The sequence below is a fragment of the Pantoea sp. YR525 genome, from assembly GCF_900116775.1.
Classification (GTDB): Bacteria; Pseudomonadota; Gammaproteobacteria; order Enterobacterales; family Enterobacteriaceae; genus Pantoea; species Pantoea symbiotica.
Genome location: NZ_FPBU01000003.1, coordinates 36,139 through 61,894, shown reverse-complemented (window position 1 = coordinate 61,894; position 25,756 = coordinate 36,139). Strand labels below are relative to the sequence as shown.

Sequence of the window (25,756 nt, the reverse complement as noted above, 5' to 3'; positions counted from 1 at the left end):
TGCCGCCTTCCTGTAACTCGAATTATTTAGGGTATAAGTATGTAGCTGTTTTGCAGTTATGCCTGGCCTGGAAAATTTTTTGCGGTGGGGATCACGCCTGACGCTGGCGAACGGCTTCGAACAAGCAGACGCCGGTGGCAACCGACACGTTGAGTGACGAGACGCTGCCGGCCATTGGGATGCTGATCAGCTCATCGCAATGCTCACGCGTCAAACGACGCATACCTTCACCTTCCGCACCCATCACCAGCGCCATTGGGCCAGTCATTTTGCTTTGGTAAACGGTGTGATCGGCTTCGCCTGCGGTGCCAACTACCCAGACGTTGTATTCCTGCAGCAAGCGCAAGGTACGCGCCAGGTTGGTGACGCGAATCAACGGCACGTTTTCTGCCGCGCCGCTGGCCACTTTCTTCGCGGTGGCATTCAACGGTGCTGCACGGTCTTTTGGCACGATGACCGCATGCACGCCAGCGGCATCAGCGCTACGTAGGCAAGCGCCGAGATTGTGCGGATCGGTAACGCCATCCAGCACCAGCAGGAACGGCTTTTCGAGGCTCTGCAGCAGATCCGGCAAATCACCTTCCTGATACTGCTTGCCTGGCTTCACGCGCGCCACAATGCCCTGATGCACGCCGCCTTCAACCTGGCTATCGAGCCATTGACGGTTCGCCACCTGCACCGGGATTCCCTGAGCTTCCAGTGCGAGGATCAGCGGCTGCAGGCGACGATCTTCGCGGCCTTTAAGGATAAAGACTTCCTGAAAACGCTGAGGATCGCGCTCCAGCAGCGCCTGCACGCTATGAATACCAAAAATTATTTCACTCATTACTTTGCTCAAGGTTGGATTTAGATCGTTGAATACGGAGATTCGGGTGCGCATTAATGCGCACCCTGCAACGTTTTCGTCTGGTCGCCATACAAGGCGACCAAACTATCAGGCTTCGTCAGGCTGCTTCTTCGACGCACGCTTGGACTTGGTGGCGGCGGCGATTTTACGGGTTTTCTCGGAAACTTTTTTGCCTTTTTTATCGCTTTTAGCCGGTTTCTCAGCAACGGCAGGCTTTTTCTTCTCGCCACGGAACGCTGAATCAGGCTCGAAAGTGCCCTTCTTACCGGCATCACGACGACGTTTAGCTGGCGGTTTGCCGCCGCGTTTCTCACGCTCGCGCTCGGTTTTACCTTCGCCGCGCGGGACACGCTTGCTGGAAATCAGCGCGAAGTCGATTTTACGCTCGTCCATATGCACTGCATCAACGCGCACTTCCACCGCATCGCCCAGACGATAAGTACGACCGCCGGATTCGCCAATCAGACGCTGGCCCACCGCATCGAAGCGATAATAGTCATTATCCAGCGTCGAGACGTGCACCAAACCATCGATAAACAGATCGTTGAGACGCACGAAGAAACCAAAGCCAGTCACGCTGGAGATTACGCCGTTGAACACGGTGCCAACCTGATCCTGCATGAAGTCACACTTCAGCCAATCAGCAACATCGCGCGTGGCTTCATCAGCACGGCGCTCGGTCAGCGAACAGTGCTGGCCCAGCTGCAGCATTTGCTGCATGTCGTAGTGATAACCGCCGGTCGGCGTGGTGATGCCATCGACTTCGCCGCGCTCTTTTGCCAGCAGATATTTGATGGCGCGATGCAGCAGCAAATCCGGATAACGGCGAATCGGCGAGGTAAAGTGCGCATAAGACGCCAGCGCCAGGCCGAAGTGCCCGCGGTTTTCAGGATCGTAAACCGCCTGCTTCATCGAACGCAGCAGCATGGTTTGCAGCATTTCCGCGTCTGGACGATCGGCAACTTGTTTCAGCAGAGCAGCATAATCGGTCGGATGCGGCTTAGCGCCGCCCGGCAGGCTTAAGCCCAGCTCATTCAACACGGTACGGAAGCTTTTGATGCTGTCTTCGCTAGGGCGATCGTGATCGCGGAACAGCGCAGGCTCTTCATTTTTCTCAACAAAACGCGCCGAGGCGATGTTGGCGAGAATCATGCACTCTTCAATCAGCTTGTGCGCATCATTGCGTGAAGTGCGCTCAACGCGCTCAATGCGACGCTCGGCGTTGAAGATGAACTTGGCTTCATCGGTCTCAAACGAAATGCCGCCACGCTGCTCGCGCGCGGTTTCCAACACCTGATACATGTTGTGCAGCTCTTGCAAATGGGGAACCTGCGCCGCGTATTGTTCACGCAGATCGGCATCACCTTGCAGAATGTTCCACACTTTGTTGTAGGTCAGTCGCGCATGGGAGTTCATCACCGCTTCATAGTGTTTGAAACCGGTGAGTTTGCCGCTGGAGGAGATGGTCATCTCGCACACCATGCACAAACGATCAACCTGCGGATTCAACGAGCACAAGCCGTTGGAGAGAATCTCCGGCAGCATCGGGATAACCTGCGACGGGAAATAGACCGAGGTGCCGCGCTGATGCGCTTCATCGTCCAGCGGCGTGCCCGGACGCACGTAATAGCTGACGTCAGCAATCGCCACCCACAAACGCCAGCCGCCGCCGCGCTTCTTCTCGCAGAAAACAGCATCATCAAAGTCGCGCGCATCTTCACCATCAATGGTGACCAGCGGCAACTTACGTAAATCAACACGCCCAAGCTTCGCCTCTTCCGGCACTTCTTCTTTCAGCTTAGCGATCTGCTTCTCAACTTCTTCCGGCCAGGTGTGCGGGATTTCATGGGTGCGCACCGCCATATCGACCGCAAGGCTGGTGCCCATATCGTCGCCAAGCAGTTCCGTAATCTTGCCGAGCGCCTTGGTGCGACGCGTGGCACGTTGGGTGATTTCCACCACCACCACCGAACCCATACGCGCGTTGAGCGTTTCTTCTTGCGGGATCAGAATATCAAAGCTCAGGCGGCTGTCGTCTGGCACCACAAATCCGGTGCCCGCATCGGTGAAGTAGCGACCAACGATCTGGCTGTTACGCGGTTCAAGCACACGCACAACGCGCGCTTCGCGACGACCTTTACGATCGGCGCTGCCTGGCTGCGCCAGAATTACGTCGCCGTGCAGGCAGAATTTCATCTGTTCGGCAGAGAGATAGAAATCATCTTTCTGGCCTTCCACGCGCAGGAAGCCGTAGCCATCGCGATGACCAATCACTTTTCCGCGCAAGAGATCGAGACGTTCTGGCAGGGCGTAACATTGACGACGTGTAAACACCAGCTGACCATCGCGCTCCATGGCGCGCAGACGACGACGCAGCGCTTCCAGCTGCTCTTCGCTGGTGATATTCAATTCCTGCGCGATGTCATCGCGGTTGGTCGGTTTTTCCCGTTTTTCTAGCAGTGCCAGAATAAATTCGCGGCTTGGAATTGGGTTTTCGTATTTTTCAGCTTCTCTATCCTGAAAAGGATCTTTTGACATTACGGTTCCTCCGATGTCATTTAATTTGGATTGCCACCGGCGGTTCGGACAATAAAAGTTGGTACAGCGAATCGTTATCTTTGACCAAATCGGCCAGCGTATACTTGTCCAGTTCCTTGAGGAATAGCTGGACCGCATCGTGCAATGCTTTACGCAAACGACAGGCCGGCGTGATCACACACTCGTCGCAGTTCACGAGCTGCAATGGCTCCATTCTTCGCACCACATCGCCAATGACGATTTTTTCCGGGTCCATGCCTAAACGAATTCCGCCGTTTTTACCGCGTGTTGCGGCGACAAAGCCAGCCCGGCTCAGTTGGTTGATGATTTTAACCATATGGTTACGCGACACCCCGTAGGTATCGGTGACTTCGGTAATGTTGGTCTGCTTACCTTCCGGTAACGTCGCCATGTAAATCAGGGCACGCAGACCATAATCGGTAAAACTTGTTAGCTGCACATATACCTCAGTGAATCATCGAACGTTATGGTTATGCGCCGGTCGGCGTGATGTTTAAATATGATGATAAACCAGAGCGTGGTGGCCGGTGCGTTTTTTCTGGCAAGTATCGATATCTGCAAGAAAAAATAGAGTGAGTGGAGTCAAAGATTAGAAATACAAAGGCCGGACAGAGTCCGGCCTGAGGAGATTATGCGTCGAACGGGTCGCGCAGAATCATGGTCTCACTGCGGTCTGGGCCGGTAGAAATAATATCAATCGGCACACCGGTCACTTCTTCTACACGTTTGATGTAGTCACGTGCAGCTTGCGGCAGACCTTCCAGCGTCTTAACGCCGAATGTGGTCTCGCTCCAGCCTGGCATGGTTTCGTAAATCGGCTCAATGCCTTCCCAGCCTTCAGCCGCCAGCGGCGTGGTGGTCATTTCGCGGCCATCTGGCATGCGATAAGCCACACAGATTTTCACTTCTTTCAGGCCATCCAGCACGTCCAGCTTGGTCATGCAGAAACCTGACAGCGAGTTGATCTGTACTGCACGGCGAACGGCAACCGCATCCAGCCAGCCGGTACGACGACGACGACCGGTGGTCGCGCCGAACTCGTTACCTTGTGCACACAGGAACTCGCCGGTTTCGTCGAACAGTTCGGTCGGGAATGGACCTGCACCAACGCGCGTTGAGTAGGCTTTCACGATCCCCAGCACGTAATCAACATAGCGTGGACCAATACCTGAACCCGTCGCTACGCCACCTGCGGTGGTGTTCGATGAGGTCACGTACGGATAGGTACCGTGGTCGATATCCAGCAGCGTACCCTGTGCACCTTCGAACATGATCAGGTCGCCACGCTTACGCGCGCCGTCCAGCAGATCAGACACATCAACCACCATGCTAGTAATGATATCGGCAACCGCCAGCGTATCACTCAGCACTTTTTCGTAGTCAACAGCGTCAGTTTTGTAATAGTTAACCAGCTGGAAGTTGTAGAAATCGACGATCTCTTTCAGCTTCACAGCAAAGGTTTCTTTATTGAAGAGATCGCTCACGCGCAGACCGCGACGTGCCACTTTATCTTCATAGGCAGGACCGATACCGCGACCGGTGGTGCCGATAGCTTTGGCGCCACGCGCTTTCTCGCGCGCCACATCCATTGCTACGTGGTATTGCAGAATCAATGGGCAGGCTTCAGAGATCAACAGACGTTCACGTACCGGCACACCGCGCTCTTCCAGACCTTTCATCTCTTTCATCAGCGCTTCAGGCGACAATACAACGCCATTACCAATGATGCTGGTGACGTTTTCACGCAGGATGCCAGATGGAATTAAGTGGAGGACGGTTTTTTCACCGTTGATGACAAGTGTGTGGCCTGCATTATGGCCACCTTGGTAACGCACGACGTAATTCGCGCGCTCTGTCAGAAGGTCTACGATCTTACCTTTACCTTCGTCACCCCATTGGGTGCCCAGTACGACGACGTTCTTACCCATTTTTTCAAAATCACCGATTGCTTAAAAATGGATTCTACCACCTGACTTTTACTCTTTCAGCACTTTTAGCATACGATTGCGCTGTTTTTTGCCTGAGTTTTGCTCAGCTCACAACATGTTGGGGGAACAGCGGCCAACAGACACAATTGAGTCGCGCAGCATCACAAAAAATTTACGCTGATTAGCGCGCGTGCATACTGATCATCGCGTAGATCACCACGCCGGCCACCACTAAACCGCCACCAAAACGATGCAAGAGGCGGTCGGGTAACTGCGTCATCGCCAGGATCATGCGTCGCCAGGCGCGGGGCATAAACATCGGTCCAAGTCCTTCCAGCACCAAAACCAAAGCCAGCGCCATCCAGATGGTTGAATTCATGATTTTTTCCCAAAAAAAAGGCCGACAACATTGTCGGCCTGGACTTTATATCAGTTCTTAACGCGTGGCGTTAGAGGGCGCTTTCATATAGCGGAAGAAATCGCTATCCGGGCTTAGCACCAACACATCCTGATTGTCTGAGAAGCTATTCTCATAGGCACGCAGGCTGCGGATAAAGGCATAGAAATCCGGATCCTGGCTGAAGGCATCCGCAAACAGTTTTGCCGCTTCACCATCACCTTCACCGCGAGAAATCAGCGCTTCACGCTGTGCTTCTGCCAGCGTACGCGTGACCTGATAATCGGCCTGCGCACGCAGTTTCTCTGCCTCTTCCTGACCTTGTGAACGCTGACTACGCGCTACCGCTTCACGCTCAGCGCGCATACGGTTGTAGATCGCGTCAGAAACTTCAGTCGGCAGGTTGATCTGCTTGATGCGCACGTCGACAACTTCAATACCCAACGCAGCCATACTGTTCGGGTTTGGAGCAGGCTCGCTGCTGTTGGTTTCACGTTCTACACGTGCTGCCGCATTCGCAATTGCGTCATCCGCAGCTGGCGTCTGAACGTCATCATCATTGCCTGCGCTACCGGTGTTCAGGGCATCACGCACGTCGGTGGTCAAACGGCCACGCGAATCGGTCACGATGTCTTTCACATCCAGACGCCCCATTTCAGAACGCAGACGGTCACTGAACTTACGTTTCAGCAGCACTTCAGCCTGAGAAACGTCGCCACCACCGGTTGCCAGGTAGTAACGGCTGAAGTCACTGATACGCCATTTGATGTAAGAATCAACGATCAGGTCTTTCTTCTCTTTGGTAACAAAGCGGTCAGCCTGGTTATCCATGGTCTGAATGCGCGCATCCAGTGATTTCATGGTTTCGATAAACGGAATTTTGAAATGCAGACCCGGTGCGTACACCAGCGGTTTGTTTTCGTCATCACGCAGAACCTTACCAAAGCGCAGCACGATGCCGCGTTGGCCTTCCTGCACCACGAACAGTGACGCGTAAAGCACCACCAGCACTACAATAATTACGGCGATGATTGGCTTACGCATCGATTACTCCCTCCCCTGGCGCTGGGTATCGTTGCGCAGCGCATTGGCGCGACGCTGATCCATGATGCTGTCTGGACTGTAAGATGAAGTATCTCCCCGATTCGCATTGCTATCGGACGACGAAGGAGACTTCATTAAATTCGTCATTTTCTGACCGCCCTGGCCAGATGCCTGACCACCGCGCATCAGTTGATCCAGTGGCAGAACCGTCAAATTGTTACCACGATCGCTGATCAACACCTTACGGGTATGGCTCAGCACACGTTCCATGGTTTCAATGTAGAGACGCTCTTTCGTGATTTCTGGTGCAGCTTTATATTCCGGCAACAAGCGGGCAAAACGAGCCACTTCACCTTGCGCTTCTAACACCGTACGCTCTTTGTAAGCACGCCCCTCTTCGAGGATACGCTGCGCCTGACCATTAGCACGCGGCTGAACTTCGTTCGAATAAGCTTCAGCTTCACGCACGTACTGTTCACGGTTTTCACGCGCGGCAATCGCATCGTCAAATGCGGCTTTAACTTCTTCCGGTGGACGCGCCGCCTGGAAGTTTACGTCCAGCAGGGTAATACCCATGTTGTACGGACGGATGGTCTCGTCGAGCTCACGCTGAGTTTCGCTACGTACCACGGTACGGCCTTCCGTCAGGATGCGGTCCATGGTTGAGCGACCAATAACGCCACGCAAGGCGCTGTCAGTGGCCTGACGCAGGCTGTCGTCAGCGCTGGTCACGGCATATAGATAACGCTCAGGATCGGTCACGCGGTACTGTACGTTCATCTCAACGCGCACCACGTTCTCATCCGACGTCAACATCACGCCAGACGCGGCCAGTTCACGTACGGCTTCTACGTTTACGGCACGAACCTGATCGACGAAAGTCGGTTTCCAGTTGAGGCCAGGCTCAACCAGATGGCTAAATTTGCCAAAGCGCGTGACGACGCCACGTTCCGCTTCTTTGATGGTGTAGAAACCGCTAGCCGCCCAGATAACGACCGCCGCTACGGCAACGATGCCAACTATTTTGCCACCGCTACCGCCGCTGCGTTGGCCATTGTCATTCTGTTTGCCACCGCCCAGTCCGCCGAGTTTTTTACTCAGCTTTCGGAAGATATCATCCAGATCAGGTGGTCCCTGATCGCGACCTCCTTTATTTCCCCCAGAGTTGCCGCCTTGATTATTGCTGCTTCCCCACGGGTCGCGGTCCTGTCCGTTATTTCCGGGCTGATTCCACGCCATGTTTCTACTCCATTTATTGTATTTACGGCTTACCCTTCATCTTTCAGATTGTAGCGGCGTTGGCTGCTTTCACTCATCCCGGTCACTTACTGATGTAAGCTCCCGGGAATTCGTTCAATTGCCGCCTTGCTACAACCTGAAATCTTTTGGGTAAGATCGGTTAGGCAACGGTCAAACAATATAACTGGCTAGCGACGGCTCTTGTTTACACAGACGACGCCAATCAACGATCGGCATACGCACGTGTAAACTCACACAGCCATCATCTTCATTCCATTCTTTTTCTATAGCATGCAACTGATAAAAACGACTGCGTAAACGGCCCGCTTCCGGCGGCAGACGTAAATCGTACTGTGCAATCTCACCGGCTAAACGCTCAGAAAGCGCCTGCCACAGTAACGGCAGACCCACGCCGCTCTGTGCAGATAACCAAACGCGAATCGGTTGGTTATCTTCGTTGCGATCGATACGCGGCTCAAAGTCCTCCAGCATATCGATTTTGTTCATGACCATCAGTGCTGGAATTTCATCGGATTCTATTTCTGCCAGCACTTCATTCACGGCTTCGATGTTGTCATTGATACGTAAATCAGCCGCATCAACGACATGGAGCAGCAGCGCTGCCTGACGCGTTTCCTGCAGCGTAGCTTTAAACGCAGCCACTAAGTCATGTGGCAAATGACGAATAAATCCCACTGTGTCAGCCAGAACCACTTCACCAACGTCTGCAACATTCAGGCGACGTAAAGTCGGATCAAGCGTCGCAAACAGTTGATCTGCCACATAAACATCAGCGGAGGTTATTGCATTAAACAGGGTAGATTTGCCTGCGTTGGTGTAGCCCACCAGAGAAACGGTTGGCACGTCAGCTTTAGCACGTGATTGGCGGCCCTGATCGCGCTGCTTCTCAACACGCTCAAGACGGGAAAGGATCAGGCTAATTCGATTGCGTAGTAAACGACGGTCCGTTTCCAACTGGGTTTCACCCGGACCACGTAAACCGATACCACCTTTTTGGCGTTCAAGGTGCGTCCATCCACGCACTAAACGTGTTGCCATATGGCGTAACTGTGCCAGCTCGACCTGTAATTTACCCTCATGGGTACGGGCGCGCTGAGCGAAAATATCAAGAATTAGGCCGGTGCGGTCAACGACACGACATTCGCACACACGCTCTAAATTACGTTCCTGGGCAGGAGTTAAGGCATGATCGAATAAAACGACCGATGCTCCACTCGCTTTCACCGCATCGGCAATTTCAACTGCCTTTCCTTCACCGACAAAATATTTGGGATGTGGCGCTTTACGGCTGCCCGTAATGACTTGCAGCGCTTCAACGCCCGCAGAAGAGACAAGAGTTTCAAACTCCTGCAAATCTTCCAGCTCTTTGTCTTGGGAGAACCAGATGTGTACCAGTACGGCCTGCTCACCGGCTTCATAACGGTCAAACAAGCTATAACCTCGCTAAAATAAAATAACCAGGACAGGAAAACGTGCTCGTTCTCCAGCCCTGGCTTTACGGCAGCGCAAAATTATTCTGCGTTATCGCCGTCTTGTTGTGGCTGCGACTGAGCGCCTTGGTTGCTTCCGCTGTGATGATAGTTGCTGCTACCACCGCTGCCGCCCGCGTTATTGCTATGGTGCGACACTGGACGAGAAGGAACCACTGTAGAGATGGCGTGCTTATACACCATCTGGCTGACCGTGTTTTTTAACAGAATGACGAACTGATCAAAGGATTCAATTTGCCCTTGCAGCTTAATACCATTCACCAAATAGATCGAAACCGGTACACGTTCACGACGCAATGCGTTCAAAAACGGGTCTTGTAAAGATTGCCCCTTAGCCATTCTATCTTTTCCTTATATGCTTGTTGTTTGTTGCTTTAAGAACCGTGGTTCAGAAAAACTGCGTAAAAATTTGCGCACGATAACCAATCAATTGTACACAATCATCCCTGCTACGCACTAACTACCTTAAGCACCGCATTACGCGCTAACTCTGGCTCATCACTGTTTAACCAGTGTACTTCAGGCCAGCCACGTAACCAGGTCATCTGGCGTTTAGCGAGCTGCCGAGTGGCGCAAATTCCCCGATAAACCATTTCGTCGTAATCGATTTCGCCTGATAAATAAGACCACATCTGGCGATAACCTACACAACGAATGGAAGGCATGTCCGTATGCAAATCACCTCGCGCAAACAGTGCACGAGCCTCCGCTTCAAATCCTGACGCTAGCATCTGGTCGTAACGCAACGCAATGCGTTGATGTATCAGTTCGCGACTCGCAGGTGCGATAGCAAACTGGTACACGTCGTAGGGTAACGCTTCGCCGGAGGTTTTTGTCAGTTCCGTTAAAGTTTTACCCGAAATAAAAAAAACTTCCAGTGCTCGCGAAAGTCTCTGCGGATCATTCGGATGAATACGACTACCGGCGACCGGATCGATTTCACACAGCTGACGGTGCAGGGCTTCCCACCCTTTCTCCGCCGCCATTTGCTCTATTCGCTGACGCACCTCGGGATCGGCCGAGGGCAACGGCGACAATCCTTCAAGCAACGCCTTGAAGTAGAGCATGGTTCCACCAACAAGCAACGGAATCTTCCCCTTCCGGGTGATCTCCGCCATTTCTGCCAACGCATCGCGACGAAATTCAGCGGCGGAATAGGCTTCCGCCGGATCGCGAATGTCCAGCAAACGATGGGGCGCCAGTGCTAACTCTTCTGCCGACGGTTTCGCCGTGCCAATATCCATCCCGCGATAGATTAAGGCAGAGTCAACGCTAATAAGTTCCACCGGAAGTTGCTGACGCAGCGAAATCGCTAATGCCGTCTTACCGGAGGCGGTAGGCCCCATCAAAAAAATTGCCTTTGGCCGGCTAGCCTGGTTTAGTTCACTCATGCTTCAACGCGTTCAGCGCGCTCTCAATCTCAATGGTCTGTAACAGACCTGAAGGCGGCGACTTCAGCAGTTGCGGGCAAAGCCTTTCCAGCTCTGCCAGCAGTGCAATCGCCTGCGAGTGATTCCAGTGAGCGTCTTCTGCATCATCGCGACGCGCCAGCCATTGGGCCAACGTGGATGCAGAAACCTCTTGCTGCCGGGCCAGGTAGCCTAACAGTTCTGGAATCAAGATTTGTAAATTTTGTGTTCGTAACGGTAAAGGCACCGCACGTAGCGTCACGTGCTGCCCTTCTCGTTGTAAATCAATGCCCATCTGGCTTAGCAGCGCGGCGTGCTCGGCGATAGCGGCCAGCTCCGGCGCGGCAATTTTCAGCCGTACCGGGATCAGCAATGGCTGCGGTTTTAAGCCCTCTTCGCCTGGTTGCAGCTGGGCCTGTTTTAACCAGCGTGCAGCCACGGCCAGCGATAACAATTGCAGCGCACTGCCACGTTCCAGCAGCGCATAACGATCCTGTAAAACGCTTAACACGCGGCCAAAACTTTGCGCGTGGGCGGCCAGCGGTGCTTCACGCGTTTCCGGCTGACGCACCGGAGCCGTTGCAGGAACTGGCGCAGCGCGCGGCGTTTCTACCACCGGCGTTTTCATCAACTGCTTATACGCATTGCCTTCACGCGCACTGTAAACCGGCTCATTACTCTGCCAGCTCGCACCCGCCGCTGCAGAAGCGCCGCCGCTGCGTGGCGTGTTGCTGGGCTGGGCAAAGTGGTTCGCGCCTGCTGCCTGGCGGTTTTCTGGCTGCCACTTCGGTGCCGGTTCTTCGGCGTGGGCGATGGGCAATTCCGGCGCGCGGCTGGCTTGCAGCGCACTCATCACGCCTTGCCAGATAAAATCATGTACCAAACGCGACTGATGGAAACGCACCTCATGCTTAGCTGGATGAACATTAACATCCACCTGATGCGGATCGATCTCCAGATAGAGCACGTAAGCCGGCTGCTGATCATCGCCAAGCTGCGTTTGATACGCCTGACGAATTGCGTGATTGATCAGCTTGTCGCGCATCATGCGTCCGTTGACGTAGCAATATTGCAGGTCGGTAACCTGGCGCGAGCCGTTAGGATCGGCGACCCAACCGCGCAGCGCTAAATCGTCGTGCTGCCACTCAATACGCAAAGCGTGCTGCATAAACGTAGTGCCACAAATGGCACCTAAACGCCGCTCCCGCTGCGTATCTTCACTGACCGCGCGATATTGGCGCATTAACTTACCGTTGTGGCTAAGCGAGATGGCGACGTCGAAGCGTGCCAGCGCAATGCGACGAATCACCTCATCGATATGGGTAAATTCGGTCTTTTCAGTGCGCATGAATTTGCGGCGGGCGGGCGTGTTATAGAACAGGTCGAGCACTTCCAGTGATGTACCCATCGGATGCGCAGCCGGTTTCACCGTCACATCCATGTCGCGCCCTTCCGCATAGGCTTGCCAGGCTTCGCTTTGATCGGCGGTGCGTGAAGTCAGCGTTAAGCGAGAAACAGAACTGATACTGGCGAGCGCTTCGCCACGAAAACCGAGGCTCATGATCGCTTCAAGGTCATCGAGCGAGGCTATTTTGCTGGTCGCATGCCGCGCCAGCGCCATCGCCAGTTCGTCTTTGGCGATGCCGCAGCCATTGTCGCGAATGCGGATGAGCTTCGCGCCACCTTTCTCAATATCGACATCAATGCGCGTGGCACCGGCATCCAGGCTGTTTTCCACCAGCTCTTTTACGACCGATGCCGGGCGCTCAACCACTTCGCCTGCGGCAATCTGGTTCGCCAGCTGCGGCGGTAAAATTTGTATTGGCATGGTGGTGATCCTTCTGGCTGGTTGGCTCACGAGGAGCCAACAATCAGGATTGCGGAATTTTTAAGTTTTGCCCCAGCATCACATTGCTCGACTTCATATTATTCGCCTGCATGATGGCTTTCGAGCTCACACCATAGCGCGCGGCAATGGCCGTTAACGAATCGCCGCGCACCACTTTATGCCGGGTTGGACGACTCGCCGCCGCCACGCTAACGCTGGATTTAGCGGGCACCTTCAGGCGCTGTCCTACCCAAACCACATCGCGCTTCAGGCTATTCATCTCACGTAACGTCGCCATGCTCACGCCATATTTTGCCGCGATGCCGGACAGCGTTTCGCCACGCGTCACGGTATGACGCTGCGTCGCGCCGGTATATTGCACCGTGCCGGTTGCCGGGTTGCTGGCGACGCTAACCGCTGGTGCGCTGTCCAGCGGCCGGTTTTCCTCCTTTGGGATCGATTGCAGCGGATGCGTAAGGAAATAATTGCGCAGGCCTTTATAAATCGACTGAGCAATCTTCTCCTGATACGCGCTGCTGCCAAGCAGCCGCTCCTCCGCGGCATTACTAATAAAGCCGGTTTCGACCAGTAAAGAAGGAATATCCGGGGAACGTAAAACGCCAAGACTGGCATGTTCCGGCAGACGTTTATGCAGCGGCGTAATACCGCGCAGCTGCTGCAGGACTTTGACGGCGACGTCATAGCCTACACGCTGTGAATGACCAAACTGCAAGTCCAGAACCGCCTGGCTGAGATAGGGATCGGCCTGGCTGTTCGCCAGCAGATCGCCTGCGCCGCCCAGCAGCTCAGATTGTTTTTCTTTCTGTTCCAGCCAGTTCGCCATTTCATTATTTGCGCGCCGGTTAGACAGCACCCAAACTGATGCGCCGGTGGCGGAATGGTTTGGCGCGGCGTCGGCGTGAATGGATACCAGCAGGTTCGCGTTCTCTTTACGCGCCACTTCCGAACGGCCCATCACCGAGATGAAATAGTCGCCGTTACGCGTCAGCACCGGTTTGAACATCGGATCCTGATCCATCAGCGCTTTCAATTTACGCGCAATCGAGATGGTGACATTTTTCTCGTGCAAACCGTGCTGACCTGATGCACCGGGATCTTGGCCGCCGTGTCCGGCGTCAATCGCCACAATCACCACATCGTTGCGGCTGACCGAGTTGCCGGGACGCACGGTGGTATTGCTGCTGGTCACCGCAGTCACCTGATTGGCGTTGAACGGATTGCCCTGGCTGCTGCTTTGCGGCTGGCTTTCACGCGCCGTGGTGACAGGTGCGGCAACGGCCGGACGCTTCGCTGGCTGCGTCCCACGAATGGTGAACACCACGCGATAATTACTGCCATCGCGCTGCGTGCTGGCGCGCGTCTGTGCAGGCTGCGTCAGTTCGAACACCAGACGCAGGCTTTGCTTATCTTTCGGCTGGCTATGGCGAATGCGCTGCACAATATTTTCGCCGCTAAAATTCAGCGGCAAACCTTTAATCGCGCCGCTTTGACGAATATCCAGCACCACACGATTGGGATTATGCAGCGGGAAAAAGCCATACACCGGTTGACCGTTAAAGCTCAGCGTGACGGTGGCCTGGCTATCGCCATTTTCAACTTTGATATCTGATAACGTGGCAGACAACGCCGAGGCAGAAAACAGGCACAGCAAGCCCAGTACAATGATTCTCATCCGTGACATCATGCCGGATCCCTGCCTTGCTGGAATTGGGTTAACAGCGCTTCGCCCGTGGCGGAAACCGCACTAATTTCGGCTTCACGCGCCGCATTAACATAGCGCAACGTCAGCGCTAAATCGGGCTCAGGCAATACGCCAGTTCCCTGCTGCGGCCACTCCACCAGACAAAGCGCATCGCCGGTGAAATAGTCGCGGATGCCCATGAACTCCAGCTCTTCAGGATCGGCAAGACGATAGAGATCGAAATGGTACAGCGTGCGAGAGCCGAGCTCGTAGGGCTCGACCAGCGTATAAGTTGGGCTTTTTACATTGCCTTGATGGCCGAGCGCCTGCAGAAAACCACGGCTAAAGGTGGTCTTACCGGCACCCAAATCGCCATAAAGATAGATCACTAGCGCGCTGTTGCAGACGCGCGCCAATTGCGCACCCAGATTCAGGGTTGCCGCCTCATCGGGCAAAGGGATAACACAGGTCTTCATGCTTTATTGTTGGATCATCTCTGGATTAACAAACTGCCACAGCAGCTCGAACAAATCAGTGGCTAACATGCCGCGAGTACCGCGCTGACGCGCGACGGCATCGGCTGTTGCCCCATGCGCGACACAGCCTGCGCAGGCTGCATCAAGTAATGTCAGTTTCTGGCCGAGCAGAGCGGCAATAATCCCGCTCAGCACATCGCCCATGCCACCGGACGCCATGCCCGCGTTGCCAACATCGGTAATCGCGATGTCATCCGCCGCGCTGGCAATCACCGTGCCCGCACCTTTCAATACCACCACGCCGCCGTAGCGTTTCGCCAGGGCGCGCGCAGCATGTAAGCGGTCACTCTCAATCTCGCTGGTTTTCACTCCCAGCAAGCGTGCAGCTTCGCCGGGATGCGGCGTAATGATGCGATTCTGACGGTTATCCTGCTTGATTGCCAGCAGGTTAAGCGCATCCGCATCCCAAAGCATCGGCTTTTCACTGGCCGCGATCTTTTTCAGTGCCTTCTGAGCCCAATCACGCTGGCCAAGCCCCGGCCCAACGGCGATTACATCCGCCCACTCCAGCGCCTGATCCAGACGTTCATCGCTCAGCGCATCAACCATTAGCTCCGGTCGTGCGGTGAGAATCGGGCCAATATTATCTTCATGCGTCAGCACGCGCACAAGTCCGGCACCGCTTCGCAATGCGGCTTCACCAGTCATGCGAATCGCGCCCGCCGTGCCGCTATCGCCGCCGACCACCAACAGCCGGCCTTGGTCGCCTTTGTGTGAGGTCGCGCGGCGCGGCTTCAGCCAGCGCGTTAAGTCCCCGGCGTCATAGCGTGAAATCGGTGCCTGTTCAGCGGCAAGGTACGCCGACAAACCCAACTCGTGGTTATGCAGCACACCAACGTAATCACGCGCCTTACCGGTCAGTTGGCCGGGTTTCAGCGCAATCATGCTCAGCGTGTGATCGGCGATGACCGTCTCGCCCGGCGCCGTGCCGCTAGCCGCCAGCAAACCGGAGGGAATATCGATCGCCAGCACCGGTGCGGCATGCGCGTTAATCAGCGTAATCAGGCGATCGTAGGGATCCGCAGGTGCACGATTCAGGCCGGTGCCGAGCAGCGCATCAACAATCACATCAACCTTTTCCGGCCACGGCGCATCTGCCGCGTGAATCACACCGCCCGCCGCCAGCCATGCGTCTTGCGCCTGCTGCGCCTCTTCTGGCAAGGCTTTGCTGCCGGCGCACGCCATCAGCGTTACGTTCAAGCCTGCTGCTTGCGCCAGTCGCGCCACTACAAAACCATCGCCGCCATTGTTGCCGTGCCCGCACAGCACCAACCAATGGTGCGCCTGCGGCCACAGCTGGCGGCCTAATTCATAGCTGGCCTGGCCAGCGCGTTGCATCAGCTCAAACAGCGTTAAGCCCAGGCTATCGGCGGCATCGCGTTCCAGTTGTGCCATCGCCTGCGCAGGCCAGACAGAGTGTGGTAAACTGCGCGCGTTTGCTTCAATTGCCTGGTTTCTCATGTCATATCCTCTCGATCTTCAACAGCTCGCTCAACAAATCAAACAGTGGGGACGCGACCTCGGCTTCCAGCAGGTGGGTATTTGCGATACCGATCTGAGCGCCGAAGAGCCCAAACTGCAGGCGTGGCTGGATAAGCAATATCACGGCGAGATGGATTGGATGGCGCGCCACGGCATGATGCGCGCACGGCCGCATGAGCTGCTGCCCGGCACGCTGCGCGTGATTAGCGTACGCATGAATTACCTTCCAGCCAAAGCCGCCTTTGCCAGCACCTTGAAAAATCCGCAGCTGGGCTATGTAAGCCGCTATGCGCTGGGCCGCGACTATCACAAAGTATTGCGCAATCGACTGAAAAAGCTCGGAGAAATGATTCAGGCGCACTGTGGCGAACTCAATTTTCGCCCGTTCGTCGATTCCGCGCCGATTCTTGAACGCCCGATTGCCGCTAAAGCCGGTTTAGGCTGGACCGGCAAACATTCACTGATCCTTAACCGTGAAGCGGGTTCCTGGTTCTTCCTCGGCGAATTGCTGATTGATCTGCCGTTACCGGTTGATCAGCCACTGGAAGAGCAGTGTGGGCGCTGTGTCGCCTGCATCACTATCTGCCCCACTTCCGCTATCGTCGAACCTTACGTGGTCGATGCGCGTCGCTGCATCTCCTATCTCACCATCGAGTTGGAAGGCGCAATTCCTGAAGAGTTCCGTCCGCTAATTGGGAATCGAATTTATGGCTGCGACGATTGCCAGCTGATCTGCCCATGGAATCGTTACGGCCAGTTAACCGATGAAGATGATTTCTCACCGCGCGCGGTGCTACATGCGCCACCGCTCACCGAACTGTTCAAATGGGACGAAGCCAAATTTCTGCGCATCACTGAAGGTTCAGCGATTCGGCGTATTGGGCATTTGCGCTGGTTGCGTAACATTGCGGTGGCATTGGGCAATGCGCCCTGGGCAGAAGAAAATATGGCGGCATTAGCATCGCGTAGCGGCGAACATCCACTGCTTGATGAACATATTGAATGGGCGATTGCACAGCAGTTGCAGAAGCGCGCGGCACAAGCGGTGGAAGTGCAGCCAGCGAAGAAACAGCGGCTGGTGCGCGCGGTTGAAAAAGGCCTGCCACGTGATGCTTGATTGAGCAGTCGCACAGAATAAAACGCTTTTCCACATGCTGTGAATAAAATTATCCAACGGAATAGTGACGGAGATCGTAATTTCGTCTAAAGGGTAGGATCACAGTCTGAAATATGTTTAACCACTTATAAATCAATCAATTAAGCGATTATTGTAAATACTCACGTCGTGTTTAGCGCGCAGGGGTTTGTCCAGAGCTTGTGGATAACTCTGTTCAAAACAGTTTTAAACAACGGGGAAAACGCCGTCAGAACCTTGCAGGCACATTGTGGATAACCTGTAAGATAACTGCGTCAGACAACAAGCATTATCCGTGCTAGCGAGGCGTGCAAAATTTCCAGAAAAAAACGGTTTTGCATGTGATAAAAATATCAGCAGCAGTTTTAATTCTGATTGCGCCTAAGGGCAAATAACATTAGTGAATATAAAAATTTGGAGCGGGAAACGAGACTCGAACTCGCGACCCCGACCTTGGCAAGGTCGTGCTCTACCAACTGAGCTATTCCCGCATAATCTTCGTATTTTAGTTCGCTACTGCGTTGGCAAACTAAATCCGTGATTTGGATGGTTTACTGCAACTCTGGAGCGGGAAACGAGACTCGAACTCGCGACCCCGACCTTGGCAAGGTCGTGCTCTACCAACTGAGCTATTCCCGCATTAGAGGTTTACTACGCAACGAAAGTTTGGAGCGGGAAACGAGACTCGAACTCGCGACCCCGACCTTGGCAAGGTCGTGCTCTACCAACTGAGCTATTCCCGCATAATCTTCGCCTGTTTATTTGCTGCTGCGTTGGCTGCCTTCACTCGCACAGGTCACTTACTGATGTAAGCTCGCTGTGACTCGTTCAGTTGCCGCCTTGCATCAAACAAACATGCTCGATTCTGAACTTCGTTTTACTTCTCCGTTCCGAATTCCGAATCAAATTCTTCACCGGTACGGGGTGCGCATTATACGAGAAATCCTTTCAGTCGCAAGAGTCTAAAAGCAAAATTTTGCGCTTTCCGCGCGTTCGCTGCTTTTATCGACAACCTGATGATTTCCTGCGCACCCACTGTCGATTAAAGCTGCAAGAAGTGCTCGCGATAGTACGCCAGCTCGGCGACGGACTCGCGAATGTCATCCAGTGCCTGATGGCTACCGGACTTTTTGAAGCCAGGCAAGATATCCGGTTTCCAGCGACGCGCCAGCTCTTTCAGCGTGCTGACGTCAAGATAGCGATAATGGAAATAGGCTTCCAGTTCAGGCATGTACTTAAACAGGAAGCGACGATCCTGACCAATACTGTTGCCGCAAATCGGCGAGGTGTTCGCCGGCACCCACTGCTTCAGGAACTCGATGGTGGCCAATTCTGCTGCGCGGTCGTCATGCTCGCTGGCTTTAACACGCGCTACCAAACCGCTATTGGTATGCGTGCGCACGTTCCAGTCATCCATCAACGCCAGCTGCTCGTCTGATTGATGCACTGCGAACACTGGGCCTTCTGCCAGGATGTTCAAGTTGGCATCGGTCACGATGGTGGCGATCTCAATAATGCGATCGCGCTCCGGATCTAATCCGGTCATTTCGAGGTCGATCCAAATCAGGTTGTTTTCATTTCCAGCTGTCATGCGTTTCCCGCCTGTTGCCAAAGTCGTCATTAAACTCATTTCAGGTGTATCATAGACGTTTTGCCCAGCAGGGCGAAGCCTGGCGAAAGCCGTGAGAGGATGCGTGAGTAAAAACAAACTGTCGAAAGGTCAACAACGTCGCGTAAGCGCCAACCATCAGCGTCGTCTGCAGCAACGGAGCGATAAGCCGGAGCCGGATGATAGTCTGTTTGGAGAAGCGGCTGATGGCGTGGTGATCAGCCGTTTCGGCATGCACGCAGACGTGGAAGATAGCGAAGGCGTTGTGCATCGCTGTAACATCCGCCGCACCATTCGCTCGCTGGTCACCGGCGATCGCGTTTTATGGCGCGTCGCGATTGGCGGCGGTAAAGGGATCGTCGAAGCGGTACACGATCGCAAAACCGTACTAACGCGCCCAGACTTCTATGACGGCGTTAAACCGATCGCCGCCAACATCGATCAGATCATTATCGTTTCGGCGATCCTGCCGGAACTGTCACTTAACATTATCGATCGCTATCTGGTCGCCAGCGAAACGCTTGGCGTGGAACCGCTGCTGGTGCTTAACAAAACCGATCTTTTGGATGCCGAAGGCCGCGCGTTTGTTGATGAGCAGATGGAGATCTATCGCAATATTGGTTATCGCGTATTGATGGTTTCCAGCCACTCCAAAGATGGTTTGGTTGAACTGGAAAGTGCCTTAACCGGCCGCGTCAGCATCTTTGCCGGTCAATCTGGCGTAGGCAAATCGAGCCTGTTGAATAACCTGCTTGGCCTGGATGTGGCGGCGGAAATTCTGACTAATGATGTGTCGAACGTTTCTGGTTTGGGTCAACACACCACCACCGCTTCACGCCTTTATCACTTCCCGGCGGGCGGCGATGTGATCGATTCACCTGGCGTGCGTGAATTCGGTTTATGGCATCTGGAGCCGGAACAAGTGACGCGCGGATTTGTCGAATTCCGTGAATTCCTTGGCAGTTGCCGTTTCCGCGACTGTAAGCACGATACCGATCCTGGCTGCGCCATCCGCGAAGCGGTAGAAGAAGGCAAGATCGATATCTCGCGCTTCGATAACTACCACCGAATTCTGGAAAGTATGGCGCAGGTAAAGACGCGTAAAAACTTTTCCTCCGACGCGGATTAAGCAGTACAACGGCACATTCGCCAACGCGCTGGGGCGCTGCTACAATCCGCCCCCCTTTTTGTTAACGATACGTAATTAAGCCAGGAGGCAACGGTGTTTGATCGTTTTAAACTCGGCCTGAATCATATTTTGCCCAAAAAAGGGCTCACCGAACTCGCCGGTTGGGGCGCCAGCCGTCGTGGTGGCTGGCTCACTAAAGCGGTCATCGACATATTTGTTTGGTACTACAAAGTGGATATGGCAGAAGCCAGCAAGCCACATACCGGCAGCTACCGCACCTTCAATGATTTCTTCGTGCGTCCGTTAAAAGAGGGCGCGCGTCCTGTCGATCCTGACGCCTCTTTACTGGCGCTGCCCGCCGATGGCGCGATCAGCCAGCTGGGCCGCATTGCCGGCGATCAGATCTTCCAGGCCAAAGGCCACACTTACAGCTTGCAGGCGCTGCTGGCCGGTAACGAAGATCTGGCGGATCAGTTCCACGACGGTGAGTTCGTTACCACTTACCTCGCCCCGCGCGATTATCACCGCGTACACATGCCGTGTAACGGTGTCCTGCGCGAAATGATCTATGTGCCCGGCGATCTCTACTCCGTCAATCCGCTGACCGCGCGTAACATCCCGAATCTGTTTGCGCGTAACGAGCGCGTGATCTGCGTATTCGATACCGATCATGGTCCGATGGTGCAGATCCTTGTCGGTGCCACCATTGTCGGCAGCATCGAAACCGTGTGGGCGGGCACCATCACGCCACCGCGTGAAGGTGTGATCAAACGCTGGCGCTATCCGTCTGCCGATCATGACGGTGCGGTCGTGCTGCTGAAAGGCCAGGAAATGGGTCGCTTCAAGCTGGGTTCAACGGTGATTAACCTGTTCGCACCGAATCGTGTGAAGCTGGCGGAAAGCCTTGAAGCCGAAAGCAAAACCCGCCTCGGTCAGCCGCTGGCCATCGCCCTGCCTCAGCTTGGCGACAGCGTCTCACTAAGCAAATAACCGGAACCTCTCCCGTGCGTGTTCTCCTCTCCCTGCTGCTGAGCCTTGTGCTCAGCAGTTCTGTATTTGCAGCGACCGTTCCGCAATCCAGCCAGCTTAAGCAGGAACTGGATGCGGCTAAATCCGCAAAAAGCTCACCCGCGCAAACCGAACAGGTGCAGGCGCTGGAAGCGGCAATCAACTTCCTTAACGAGCGCGATGAGTCGCTGGAGCGCGCGAAGCAGTATCAGCAGGTGATTGATGATTTCCCGCGCCTGGCGCGTGAATTACGCCAGCAGATCGCCACGCTGACGGACAGCAGCAAGACGGTGCGCAGCAATATGAGCAGCGCCGAGCTGGATCAGGAGTTGTTGCAGGTCAGCAGCCAGCTGCTGGAGGAAGGCCGCCAGGCACAGCAGGAGCAGGATCGCGCCCGTGAGATCAGCGATTCACTGTCGCAGCTGCCGCAGCAGCAAACTGACGCACGCCGCGCGATGACCGAAAGCGATCGCCGCGCGCAGAGTTCCTCAGCGGCGACCACGCCGTTAGCGCAGGCGCAGATTTACGCGCATCAGGCGGAAAACGCTGCCAACAAAGCGCGCGTGGACGAGTTAGAGCTGGCACAGCTGTCGGCGAATAACCGTCAGGAACTGGCGCGTATGCGCGCCGAAGTGCATCAGCGCAAAGCCACCCAACTGGATAACTATCTGCAGGCGCTGCGCAATCAGCTCAACAACCAGCGCCAGCGCGAAGCTGAACTGGCGCTGGAGCGCACCGAGCAACTGGCTGAAAACAGCGGCGATCTGCCAAGTTCGATCAGCGATCAGTTCCGCGTTAACCGAGAACTCTCCGCTGACCTCAATCAACAAGCGCAGCGCATGGATTTAGTTGCTTCGCAGCAGCGTTTAGCCACCAATCAGACCTTGCAGGTGCGTCAGGCGCTGAGCACGCTGCGTGAGCAGTCGCAGTGGCTGGGCGCGTCCAATCTGCTGGGTGAAGCCTTGCGCGCGCAGGTCGCGCGTCTGCCTGAGATGCCGAAATCTCAGCAGATCGACAGCGAAATGGGCCAGCTGCGCGTGCAGCGTCTGCATTATGAAGATCTGCTTGAGCGCCAGCAGGATTTGCGCAAGTCCAAACAGGATGATGGCACGCCGTTCAGCAGCGATCAGGTGCGCATCCTCGAAGCGCAACTCAAAACCCAGCGCGAACTGCTGAACTCCCTGATTTCCGGTTGCGATACGCTGATTCTGGAAATCACCAAGCTCAAAGTTTCCAATACGCAGCTGCAGGATGCCTTAGCCGAAGTTAAAGATGCGACGCATCGCTATCTGTTCTGGACCGCCGACGTCAACACCATCGGCCTGAATTTCCCGGTCGAGATGGCGCAGGACCTTAAGCGTCTGCTGTCGCTGGATACGGCGGGTCAGCTCGGCAAAGCGCTGGCGATGATGTTCACCAATCGCGAAACTGTGTTGCCGATTATTGGTGCCGTGCTGCTTGTGGGCTTCAGCATCAGCTCACGTCGTCACTACAACGCCTTTATGGAGCGCTCCGCCAGCCGTGTCGGCAAAGTCACGCAGGACCGCTTTAGCCTGACGCTGCGCACGGTATTTTGGTCGATTCTGGTGGCGGTGCCGCTGCCGGTGCTGTGGGCCGCGCTTGGTTACGGTTTACAGCATGCCTGGCCTTATCCATTCGCGGTGGCGATTGGCGATGGCATCACCGCCACGCTGCCGCTGCTGTGGGCCTTTATGATCAGCGCCGCCTTTGCGCGTCCCGACGGCTTGTTTGTGGTGCACTTCCGCTGGCCGCAGGCGCGCGTGGCGCGTGCGATGCGCTATTACTCGCTGTCGGTTGGGCTGATTGTGCCGCTGATCATGCTGCTGATCGCCTTTGCTAATCTCGACGATCCGCAATTCTCCGGCACGCTGGGTCGCGTGTGCTTCATCCTGATTTGTGGCGCGCTGAGCATCGTTACCGTTAGCCTGAAACGCGCCGGTATTCCGCTCTATCTGGATAAAGAGGGCAACGGCGATAACTTCGTAAACCGCATTCTGTGGAACCTGATGATCGCCCTGCCGCTGGTTGCTGCCCTCGCCTCCTGCATCGGTTATCTCGCCACCGCGCAGGCGCTGCTGGCGCGTCTGGAAACCTCGGTGGGCATCTGGTTCTTCCTGTTGGTGGTGTATCACATTATCCGCCGCTGGATGCTGATTCAGCGCCGCCGCATCGCCTTTGACCGTGCACGTCAGCGTCGTGCCGATATGCTGGCCAACCGCGCGCGCAGTGAAGAAGAGAAAGAGCAATCAACGCCCACGAATGCCGACACCATCGAAATCGATGAGCCCAGCATTGATCTCGATGAGATCAGCGCGCAGTCGCTGCGTCTGGTGCGTTCAATCCTGACGCTAATCGCGCTGGTTTCGGTGATTGTGCTGTGGTCAGAAATTCACTCGGCGTTTAGCTTCCTCGATAACATTCCGCTGTGGAATGCCAGCACCACCATTCAGGGCGTCGATAGCGTGCAGGCGATTACGCTGGGTGCGGTGCTGATTGCGATTCTGGTGCTGATTATTACCACGCAGCTGGTGCGCAATATGCCCGCGCTGCTGGAGCTGGCGCTGTTACAGCATCTCAGCCTGGCGCCGGGCACCGGCTACGCCATTACCACTTTGACCAAATATGCGTTGATGCTGATTGGCGGCTTGATTGGCTTCTCGATGATGGGCATTGAGTGGTCGAAGCTACAGTGGCTGGTTGCCGCGTTAGGTCTGGGTTTGGGCTTCGGGATGCAGGAGATTTTCGCCAACTTTATCTCGGGACTGATTATCCTGTTTGAGAAACCGATCCGTATCGGCGATACCGTAACCATTCGCGATCTGACCGGCAGTATCACCCGCATCAACACGCGCGCCACCACCATTACCGATTGGGATCGCAAAGAGATCATCGTGCCGAACAAGGCCTTCATTACGGAGCAGTTCGTAAACTGGTCGCTGTCGGATTCGGTGACGCGTGTGGTGCTGACGATTCCGGCGCCGGCCAGAGTCAACAGCGATGAAGTGACCAACATTCTTAAGCAGGCGGCAGATCGCTGCACCTACGTGCTGGATATGCCGGCACCGGATGTGTTCCTTGTCGATTTGCAGCAAGGTATTCAGCTGTTTGAACTGCGCGTGCATGCGGCGGAGATGGGACATCGCATGCCGCTGCGCCATGAACTTCATCAGCTGATTCTGCGCGGCTTTGAGGAACACGGCATTGAGATGCCATTCCCGCCGTTCCAGGTACGCATGGAGACGCTAGGAAAACAAAATCCCGCCAGCAACGGCGCGCCCGCCAATAAGACCTTCAAATCTGGCGGATTATAAAAACAAAACGCCCGGCAATTGCCGGGCGTTTTTTATTGCAGCTCAGAGCCGATCACTTCACAAACTCTTCGCCCTGCGCGATATCTTTCTTCAGCGTTTCCAGCATGCCGTTTAGCGCCTGCTGTTCAAAGGCACTCAGCGTACCCAACGGACGGCGCTCAACAATACCGTTTTTGCCCAGCAGCAGCGGCTGTGAGAAGAAGCGGGCATATTCGCCATCGCCTTCCACATACGCGCACTCCACGACGTTGGCTTCACCTTGCATGGCGCGAATCAATGACAGGCCAAAACGAGCCGCCGCTTGTCCCATCGACAGCGTTGCCGATCCGCCACCGGCTTTGGCTTCCACCACTTCGGTACCTGCGTTCTGAATACGTTTGGTGAGATCCGCCACTTCCTGCTCGCTGAAGCTCACGCCTTTTACCTGCGACAGCAGCGGCAGAATGGTTACGCCTGAATGCCCGCCCACCACCGGCACTTCAATCTCGTTAGGCTGCTTGCCTTTCAGCGCCGCGACAAAGGTATTAGCGCGGATGATATCGAGGGTGGAAACGCCAAACAGGCGATTTTTGTCATACACGCCAGCTTTCTTCAGCACTTCGGCCGCAATCGCCACCGTGGTGTTGACTGGATTGGTGATCACGCCAATAAGCGCTTTCGGCGCCGTGCTGGCAACCTGTTCAATCAGGTTACGCACGATACCGGCGTTAACGTTAAACAGGTCGGCGCGATCCATGCCCGGCTTACGTGCCACACCTGCAGAGATCAGCACCACATCGGCACCATGCAGCGCAGGCGTAGCGTCTTCACCGCTAAACCCTTCCACGGTGACTGCCGTTGGGATGTGACTGAGATCGACCGCCACACCCGGCGTTACCGGGGCGATATCGTAAAGTGAGAGAGCTGAGCCTGCGGGTAATTGCGTTTTGAGCAGCAGTGCGAGCGCCTGGCCAATACCACCAGCGGCACCGAGAACGGCAACTTTCATCCTGAACTCCTTATTAAGGTGGGGCAGAGATATGCCGAAAATCCATCAGGTTACGAGTTTAATCAACTTCTCA

General features: G+C 55.1%; 20 protein-coding genes and 3 tRNA genes. 4 read left to right on the top strand and 19 right to left on the bottom strand.

Translation table 11 applies throughout. The annotated features are described in order from the left end of the window. Positions 1–91: 91 nt before the first annotated feature. The 14 genes from rlmB to nnr all read right to left on the bottom strand — a co-directional run bounded on the left by rlmB (position 92) and on the right by nnr (position 16,461). Positions 92–826 (bottom strand): 23S rRNA (guanosine(2251)-2'-O)-methyltransferase RlmB, encoded by a 735-nt coding sequence (rlmB, locus tag BM323_RS06740; RefSeq protein WP_007892019.1) that lies wholly within the window; start codon positions 824–826, stop codon positions 92–94. Positions 827–934: 108 nt separating this feature from the next. Further along, positions 935–3,385 carry a ribonuclease R gene (rnr, locus tag BM323_RS06735; protein WP_008103606.1) on the bottom strand — a complete coding sequence of 817 codons (2,451 nt, stop codon included), beginning with the start codon at positions 3,383–3,385 and terminating at the stop codon, positions 935–937. A 16-nt stretch (positions 3,386–3,401) separates the two neighbouring features. Next, complete coding sequence (nsrR, locus tag BM323_RS06730) at positions 3,402–3,845, bottom strand: nitric oxide-sensing transcriptional repressor NsrR (RefSeq protein ID WP_008103609.1); 444 nt, start codon at positions 3,843–3,845, stop codon at positions 3,402–3,404. A gap of 190 nt (positions 3,846–4,035) precedes the next feature. Then, entirely contained in the window at positions 4,036–5,334 is a 1,299-nt protein-coding gene (locus tag BM323_RS06725; RefSeq protein ID WP_008103611.1) for an adenylosuccinate synthase, read from the bottom strand. A 181-nt stretch (positions 5,335–5,515) separates the two neighbouring features. Continuing rightward, complete coding sequence (locus tag BM323_RS06720; protein WP_008103612.1) at positions 5,516–5,713, bottom strand: DUF2065 domain-containing protein; 198 nt, start codon at positions 5,711–5,713, stop codon at positions 5,516–5,518. A gap of 57 nt (positions 5,714–5,770) precedes the next feature. Further along, positions 5,771–6,775 (bottom strand): protease modulator HflC, encoded by a 1,005-nt coding sequence (gene hflC, locus BM323_RS06715; RefSeq protein WP_008103613.1) that lies wholly within the window; start codon positions 6,773–6,775, stop codon positions 5,771–5,773. Between the two features lie 3 nt (positions 6,776–6,778). Further along, complete coding sequence (gene hflK / locus BM323_RS06710) at positions 6,779–8,014, bottom strand: FtsH protease activity modulator HflK (RefSeq protein ID WP_008103614.1); 1,236 nt, start codon at positions 8,012–8,014, stop codon at positions 6,779–6,781. 171 nt (positions 8,015–8,185) lie between these two features. Next, the gene (hflX, locus tag BM323_RS06705; protein WP_008103616.1) at positions 8,186–9,466 is read right to left on the bottom strand and encodes a ribosome rescue GTPase HflX; all 1,281 of its coding nucleotides are present in this window, start codon (positions 9,464–9,466) and stop codon (positions 8,186–8,188) included. 80 nt (positions 9,467–9,546) lie between these two features. Then, positions 9,547–9,864: an RNA chaperone Hfq gene (hfq, locus tag BM323_RS06700; RefSeq protein ID WP_008103618.1), complete on the bottom strand. Its 318-nt coding sequence runs from the start codon at positions 9,862–9,864 to the stop codon at positions 9,547–9,549. Positions 9,865–9,974: 110 nt separating this feature from the next. Beyond that, positions 9,975–10,916, bottom strand: coding sequence for a tRNA (adenosine(37)-N6)-dimethylallyltransferase MiaA (miaA, locus tag BM323_RS06695; protein ID WP_036648157.1), 942 nt, complete (start codon positions 10,914–10,916; stop codon positions 9,975–9,977). Continuing rightward, positions 10,909–12,762, bottom strand: coding sequence for a DNA mismatch repair endonuclease MutL (gene mutL, locus BM323_RS06690; RefSeq protein ID WP_008103621.1), 1,854 nt, complete (start codon positions 12,760–12,762; stop codon positions 10,909–10,911). The genes miaA and mutL overlap by 8 nt, the downstream gene beginning before the upstream one ends. 43 nt (positions 12,763–12,805) lie before the next feature. Then, on the bottom strand, positions 12,806–14,467 hold the full coding sequence (gene amiB / locus BM323_RS06685; RefSeq protein ID WP_008103623.1) for an N-acetylmuramoyl-L-alanine amidase AmiB: 1,662 nt from the start codon (positions 14,465–14,467) through the stop codon (positions 12,806–12,808). Beyond that, positions 14,464–14,940: a tRNA (adenosine(37)-N6)-threonylcarbamoyltransferase complex ATPase subunit type 1 TsaE gene (gene tsaE, locus BM323_RS06680; protein ID WP_008103625.1), complete on the bottom strand. Its 477-nt coding sequence runs from the start codon at positions 14,938–14,940 to the stop codon at positions 14,464–14,466. The genes amiB and tsaE overlap by 4 nt, the downstream gene beginning before the upstream one ends. A 3-nt stretch (positions 14,941–14,943) precedes the next feature. After that, a complete protein-coding gene (nnr, locus tag BM323_RS06675; RefSeq protein WP_071531642.1) occupies positions 14,944–16,461 on the bottom strand; it encodes a bifunctional ADP-dependent NAD(P)H-hydrate dehydratase/NAD(P)H-hydrate epimerase in 1,518 nt (505 codons plus the stop codon). Here nnr and queG point away from each other — a divergent pair. Continuing rightward, positions 16,460–17,599: a tRNA epoxyqueuosine(34) reductase QueG gene (queG, locus tag BM323_RS06670; RefSeq protein WP_008103630.1), complete on the top strand. Its 1,140-nt coding sequence runs from the start codon at positions 16,460–16,462 to the stop codon at positions 17,597–17,599. The two genes, nnr and queG, sit on opposite strands and share 2 nt — an antisense overlap. Before the next feature lie 433 nt (positions 17,600–18,032). On the opposite strand, the gene BM323_RS06665 is transcribed toward queG, so the two are convergent. From BM323_RS06665 to orn, 4 genes are all read right to left on the bottom strand, one after another. Continuing rightward, positions 18,033–18,108 (bottom strand) — tRNA-Gly (locus BM323_RS06665). 72 nt (positions 18,109–18,180) lie between these two features. Then, positions 18,181–18,256 (bottom strand) — tRNA-Gly (locus BM323_RS06660). Between the two features lie 28 nt (positions 18,257–18,284). Beyond that, positions 18,285–18,360: transfer RNA gene (locus BM323_RS06655), tRNA-Gly, on the bottom strand. Between the two features lie 299 nt (positions 18,361–18,659). Next, entirely contained in the window at positions 18,660–19,208 is a 549-nt protein-coding gene (orn, locus tag BM323_RS06650; protein ID WP_008101955.1) for an oligoribonuclease, read from the bottom strand. 103 nt (positions 19,209–19,311) lie between these two features. On the opposite strand from orn, the gene rsgA reads away from it, so the two are divergent. From rsgA to mscM, 3 genes are all read left to right on the top strand, one after another. Next, positions 19,312–20,355 carry a small ribosomal subunit biogenesis GTPase RsgA gene (gene rsgA, locus BM323_RS06645; RefSeq protein WP_091003348.1) on the top strand — a complete coding sequence of 348 codons (1,044 nt, stop codon included), beginning with the start codon at positions 19,312–19,314 and terminating at the stop codon, positions 20,353–20,355. Between the two features lie 93 nt (positions 20,356–20,448). Beyond that, positions 20,449–21,345 (top strand): archaetidylserine decarboxylase, encoded by an 897-nt coding sequence (gene asd / locus BM323_RS06640; RefSeq protein WP_008101957.1) that lies wholly within the window; start codon positions 20,449–20,451, stop codon positions 21,343–21,345. Between the two features lie 14 nt (positions 21,346–21,359). Beyond that, positions 21,360–24,695, top strand: a complete 3,336-nt coding sequence (gene mscM, locus BM323_RS06635) for a miniconductance mechanosensitive channel MscM (protein ID WP_008101959.1) — start codon at positions 21,360–21,362, stop codon at positions 24,693–24,695. A 52-nt stretch (positions 24,696–24,747) separates the two neighbouring features. Here the strand turns inward: mscM and mdh are convergent, their stop codons facing one another. Next, positions 24,748–25,683: a malate dehydrogenase gene (mdh, locus tag BM323_RS06630; RefSeq protein WP_008101961.1), complete on the bottom strand. Its 936-nt coding sequence runs from the start codon at positions 25,681–25,683 to the stop codon at positions 24,748–24,750. Positions 25,684–25,756: the final 73 nt, after the last annotated feature.

Excerpts from the sequence above, each read along its gene's own strand:
- rlmB (WP_007892019.1), bottom strand. The coding sequence starts at position 826 with ATGAGTGAAATAATTTTTGGTATTCATAGCGTGCAGGCGCTGCTGGAG.
- rnr (WP_008103606.1), bottom strand. The coding sequence starts at position 3,385 with ATGTCAAAAGATCCTTTTCAGGATAGAGAAGCTGAAAAATACGAAAAC.
- BM323_RS06725 (WP_008103611.1), bottom strand. The coding sequence starts at position 5,334 with ATGGGTAAGAACGTCGTCGTACTGGGCACCCAATGGGGTGACGAAGGT.
- BM323_RS06720 (WP_008103612.1), bottom strand. The coding sequence starts at position 5,713 with ATGAATTCAACCATCTGGATGGCGCTGGCTTTGGTTTTGGTGCTGGAA.
- hflC (WP_008103613.1), bottom strand. The coding sequence starts at position 6,775 with ATGCGTAAGCCAATCATCGCCGTAATTATTGTAGTGCTGGTGGTGCTT.
- hflK (WP_008103614.1), bottom strand. The coding sequence starts at position 8,014 with ATGGCGTGGAATCAGCCCGGAAATAACGGACAGGACCGCGACCCGTGG.
- hfq (WP_008103618.1), bottom strand. The coding sequence starts at position 9,864 with ATGGCTAAGGGGCAATCTTTACAAGACCCGTTTTTGAACGCATTGCGT.
- miaA (WP_036648157.1), bottom strand. The coding sequence starts at position 10,916 with ATGAGTGAACTAAACCAGGCTAGCCGGCCAAAGGCAATTTTTTTGATG.
- mutL (WP_008103621.1), bottom strand. The coding sequence starts at position 12,762 with ATGCCAATACAAATTTTACCGCCGCAGCTGGCGAACCAGATTGCCGCA.
- amiB (WP_008103623.1), bottom strand. The coding sequence starts at position 14,467 with ATGATGTCACGGATGAGAATCATTGTACTGGGCTTGCTGTGCCTGTTT.
- tsaE (WP_008103625.1), bottom strand. The coding sequence starts at position 14,940 with ATGAAGACCTGTGTTATCCCTTTGCCCGATGAGGCGGCAACCCTGAAT.
- queG (WP_008103630.1), top strand. The coding sequence starts at position 16,460 with ATGTCATATCCTCTCGATCTTCAACAGCTCGCTCAACAAATCAAACAG.
- nnr (WP_071531642.1), bottom strand. The coding sequence starts at position 16,461 with ATGAGAAACCAGGCAATTGAAGCAAACGCGCGCAGTTTACCACACTCT.
- orn (WP_008101955.1), bottom strand. The coding sequence starts at position 19,208 with ATGACAGCTGGAAATGAAAACAACCTGATTTGGATCGACCTCGAAATG.
- mdh (WP_008101961.1), bottom strand. The coding sequence starts at position 25,683 with ATGAAAGTTGCCGTTCTCGGTGCCGCTGGTGGTATTGGCCAGGCGCTC.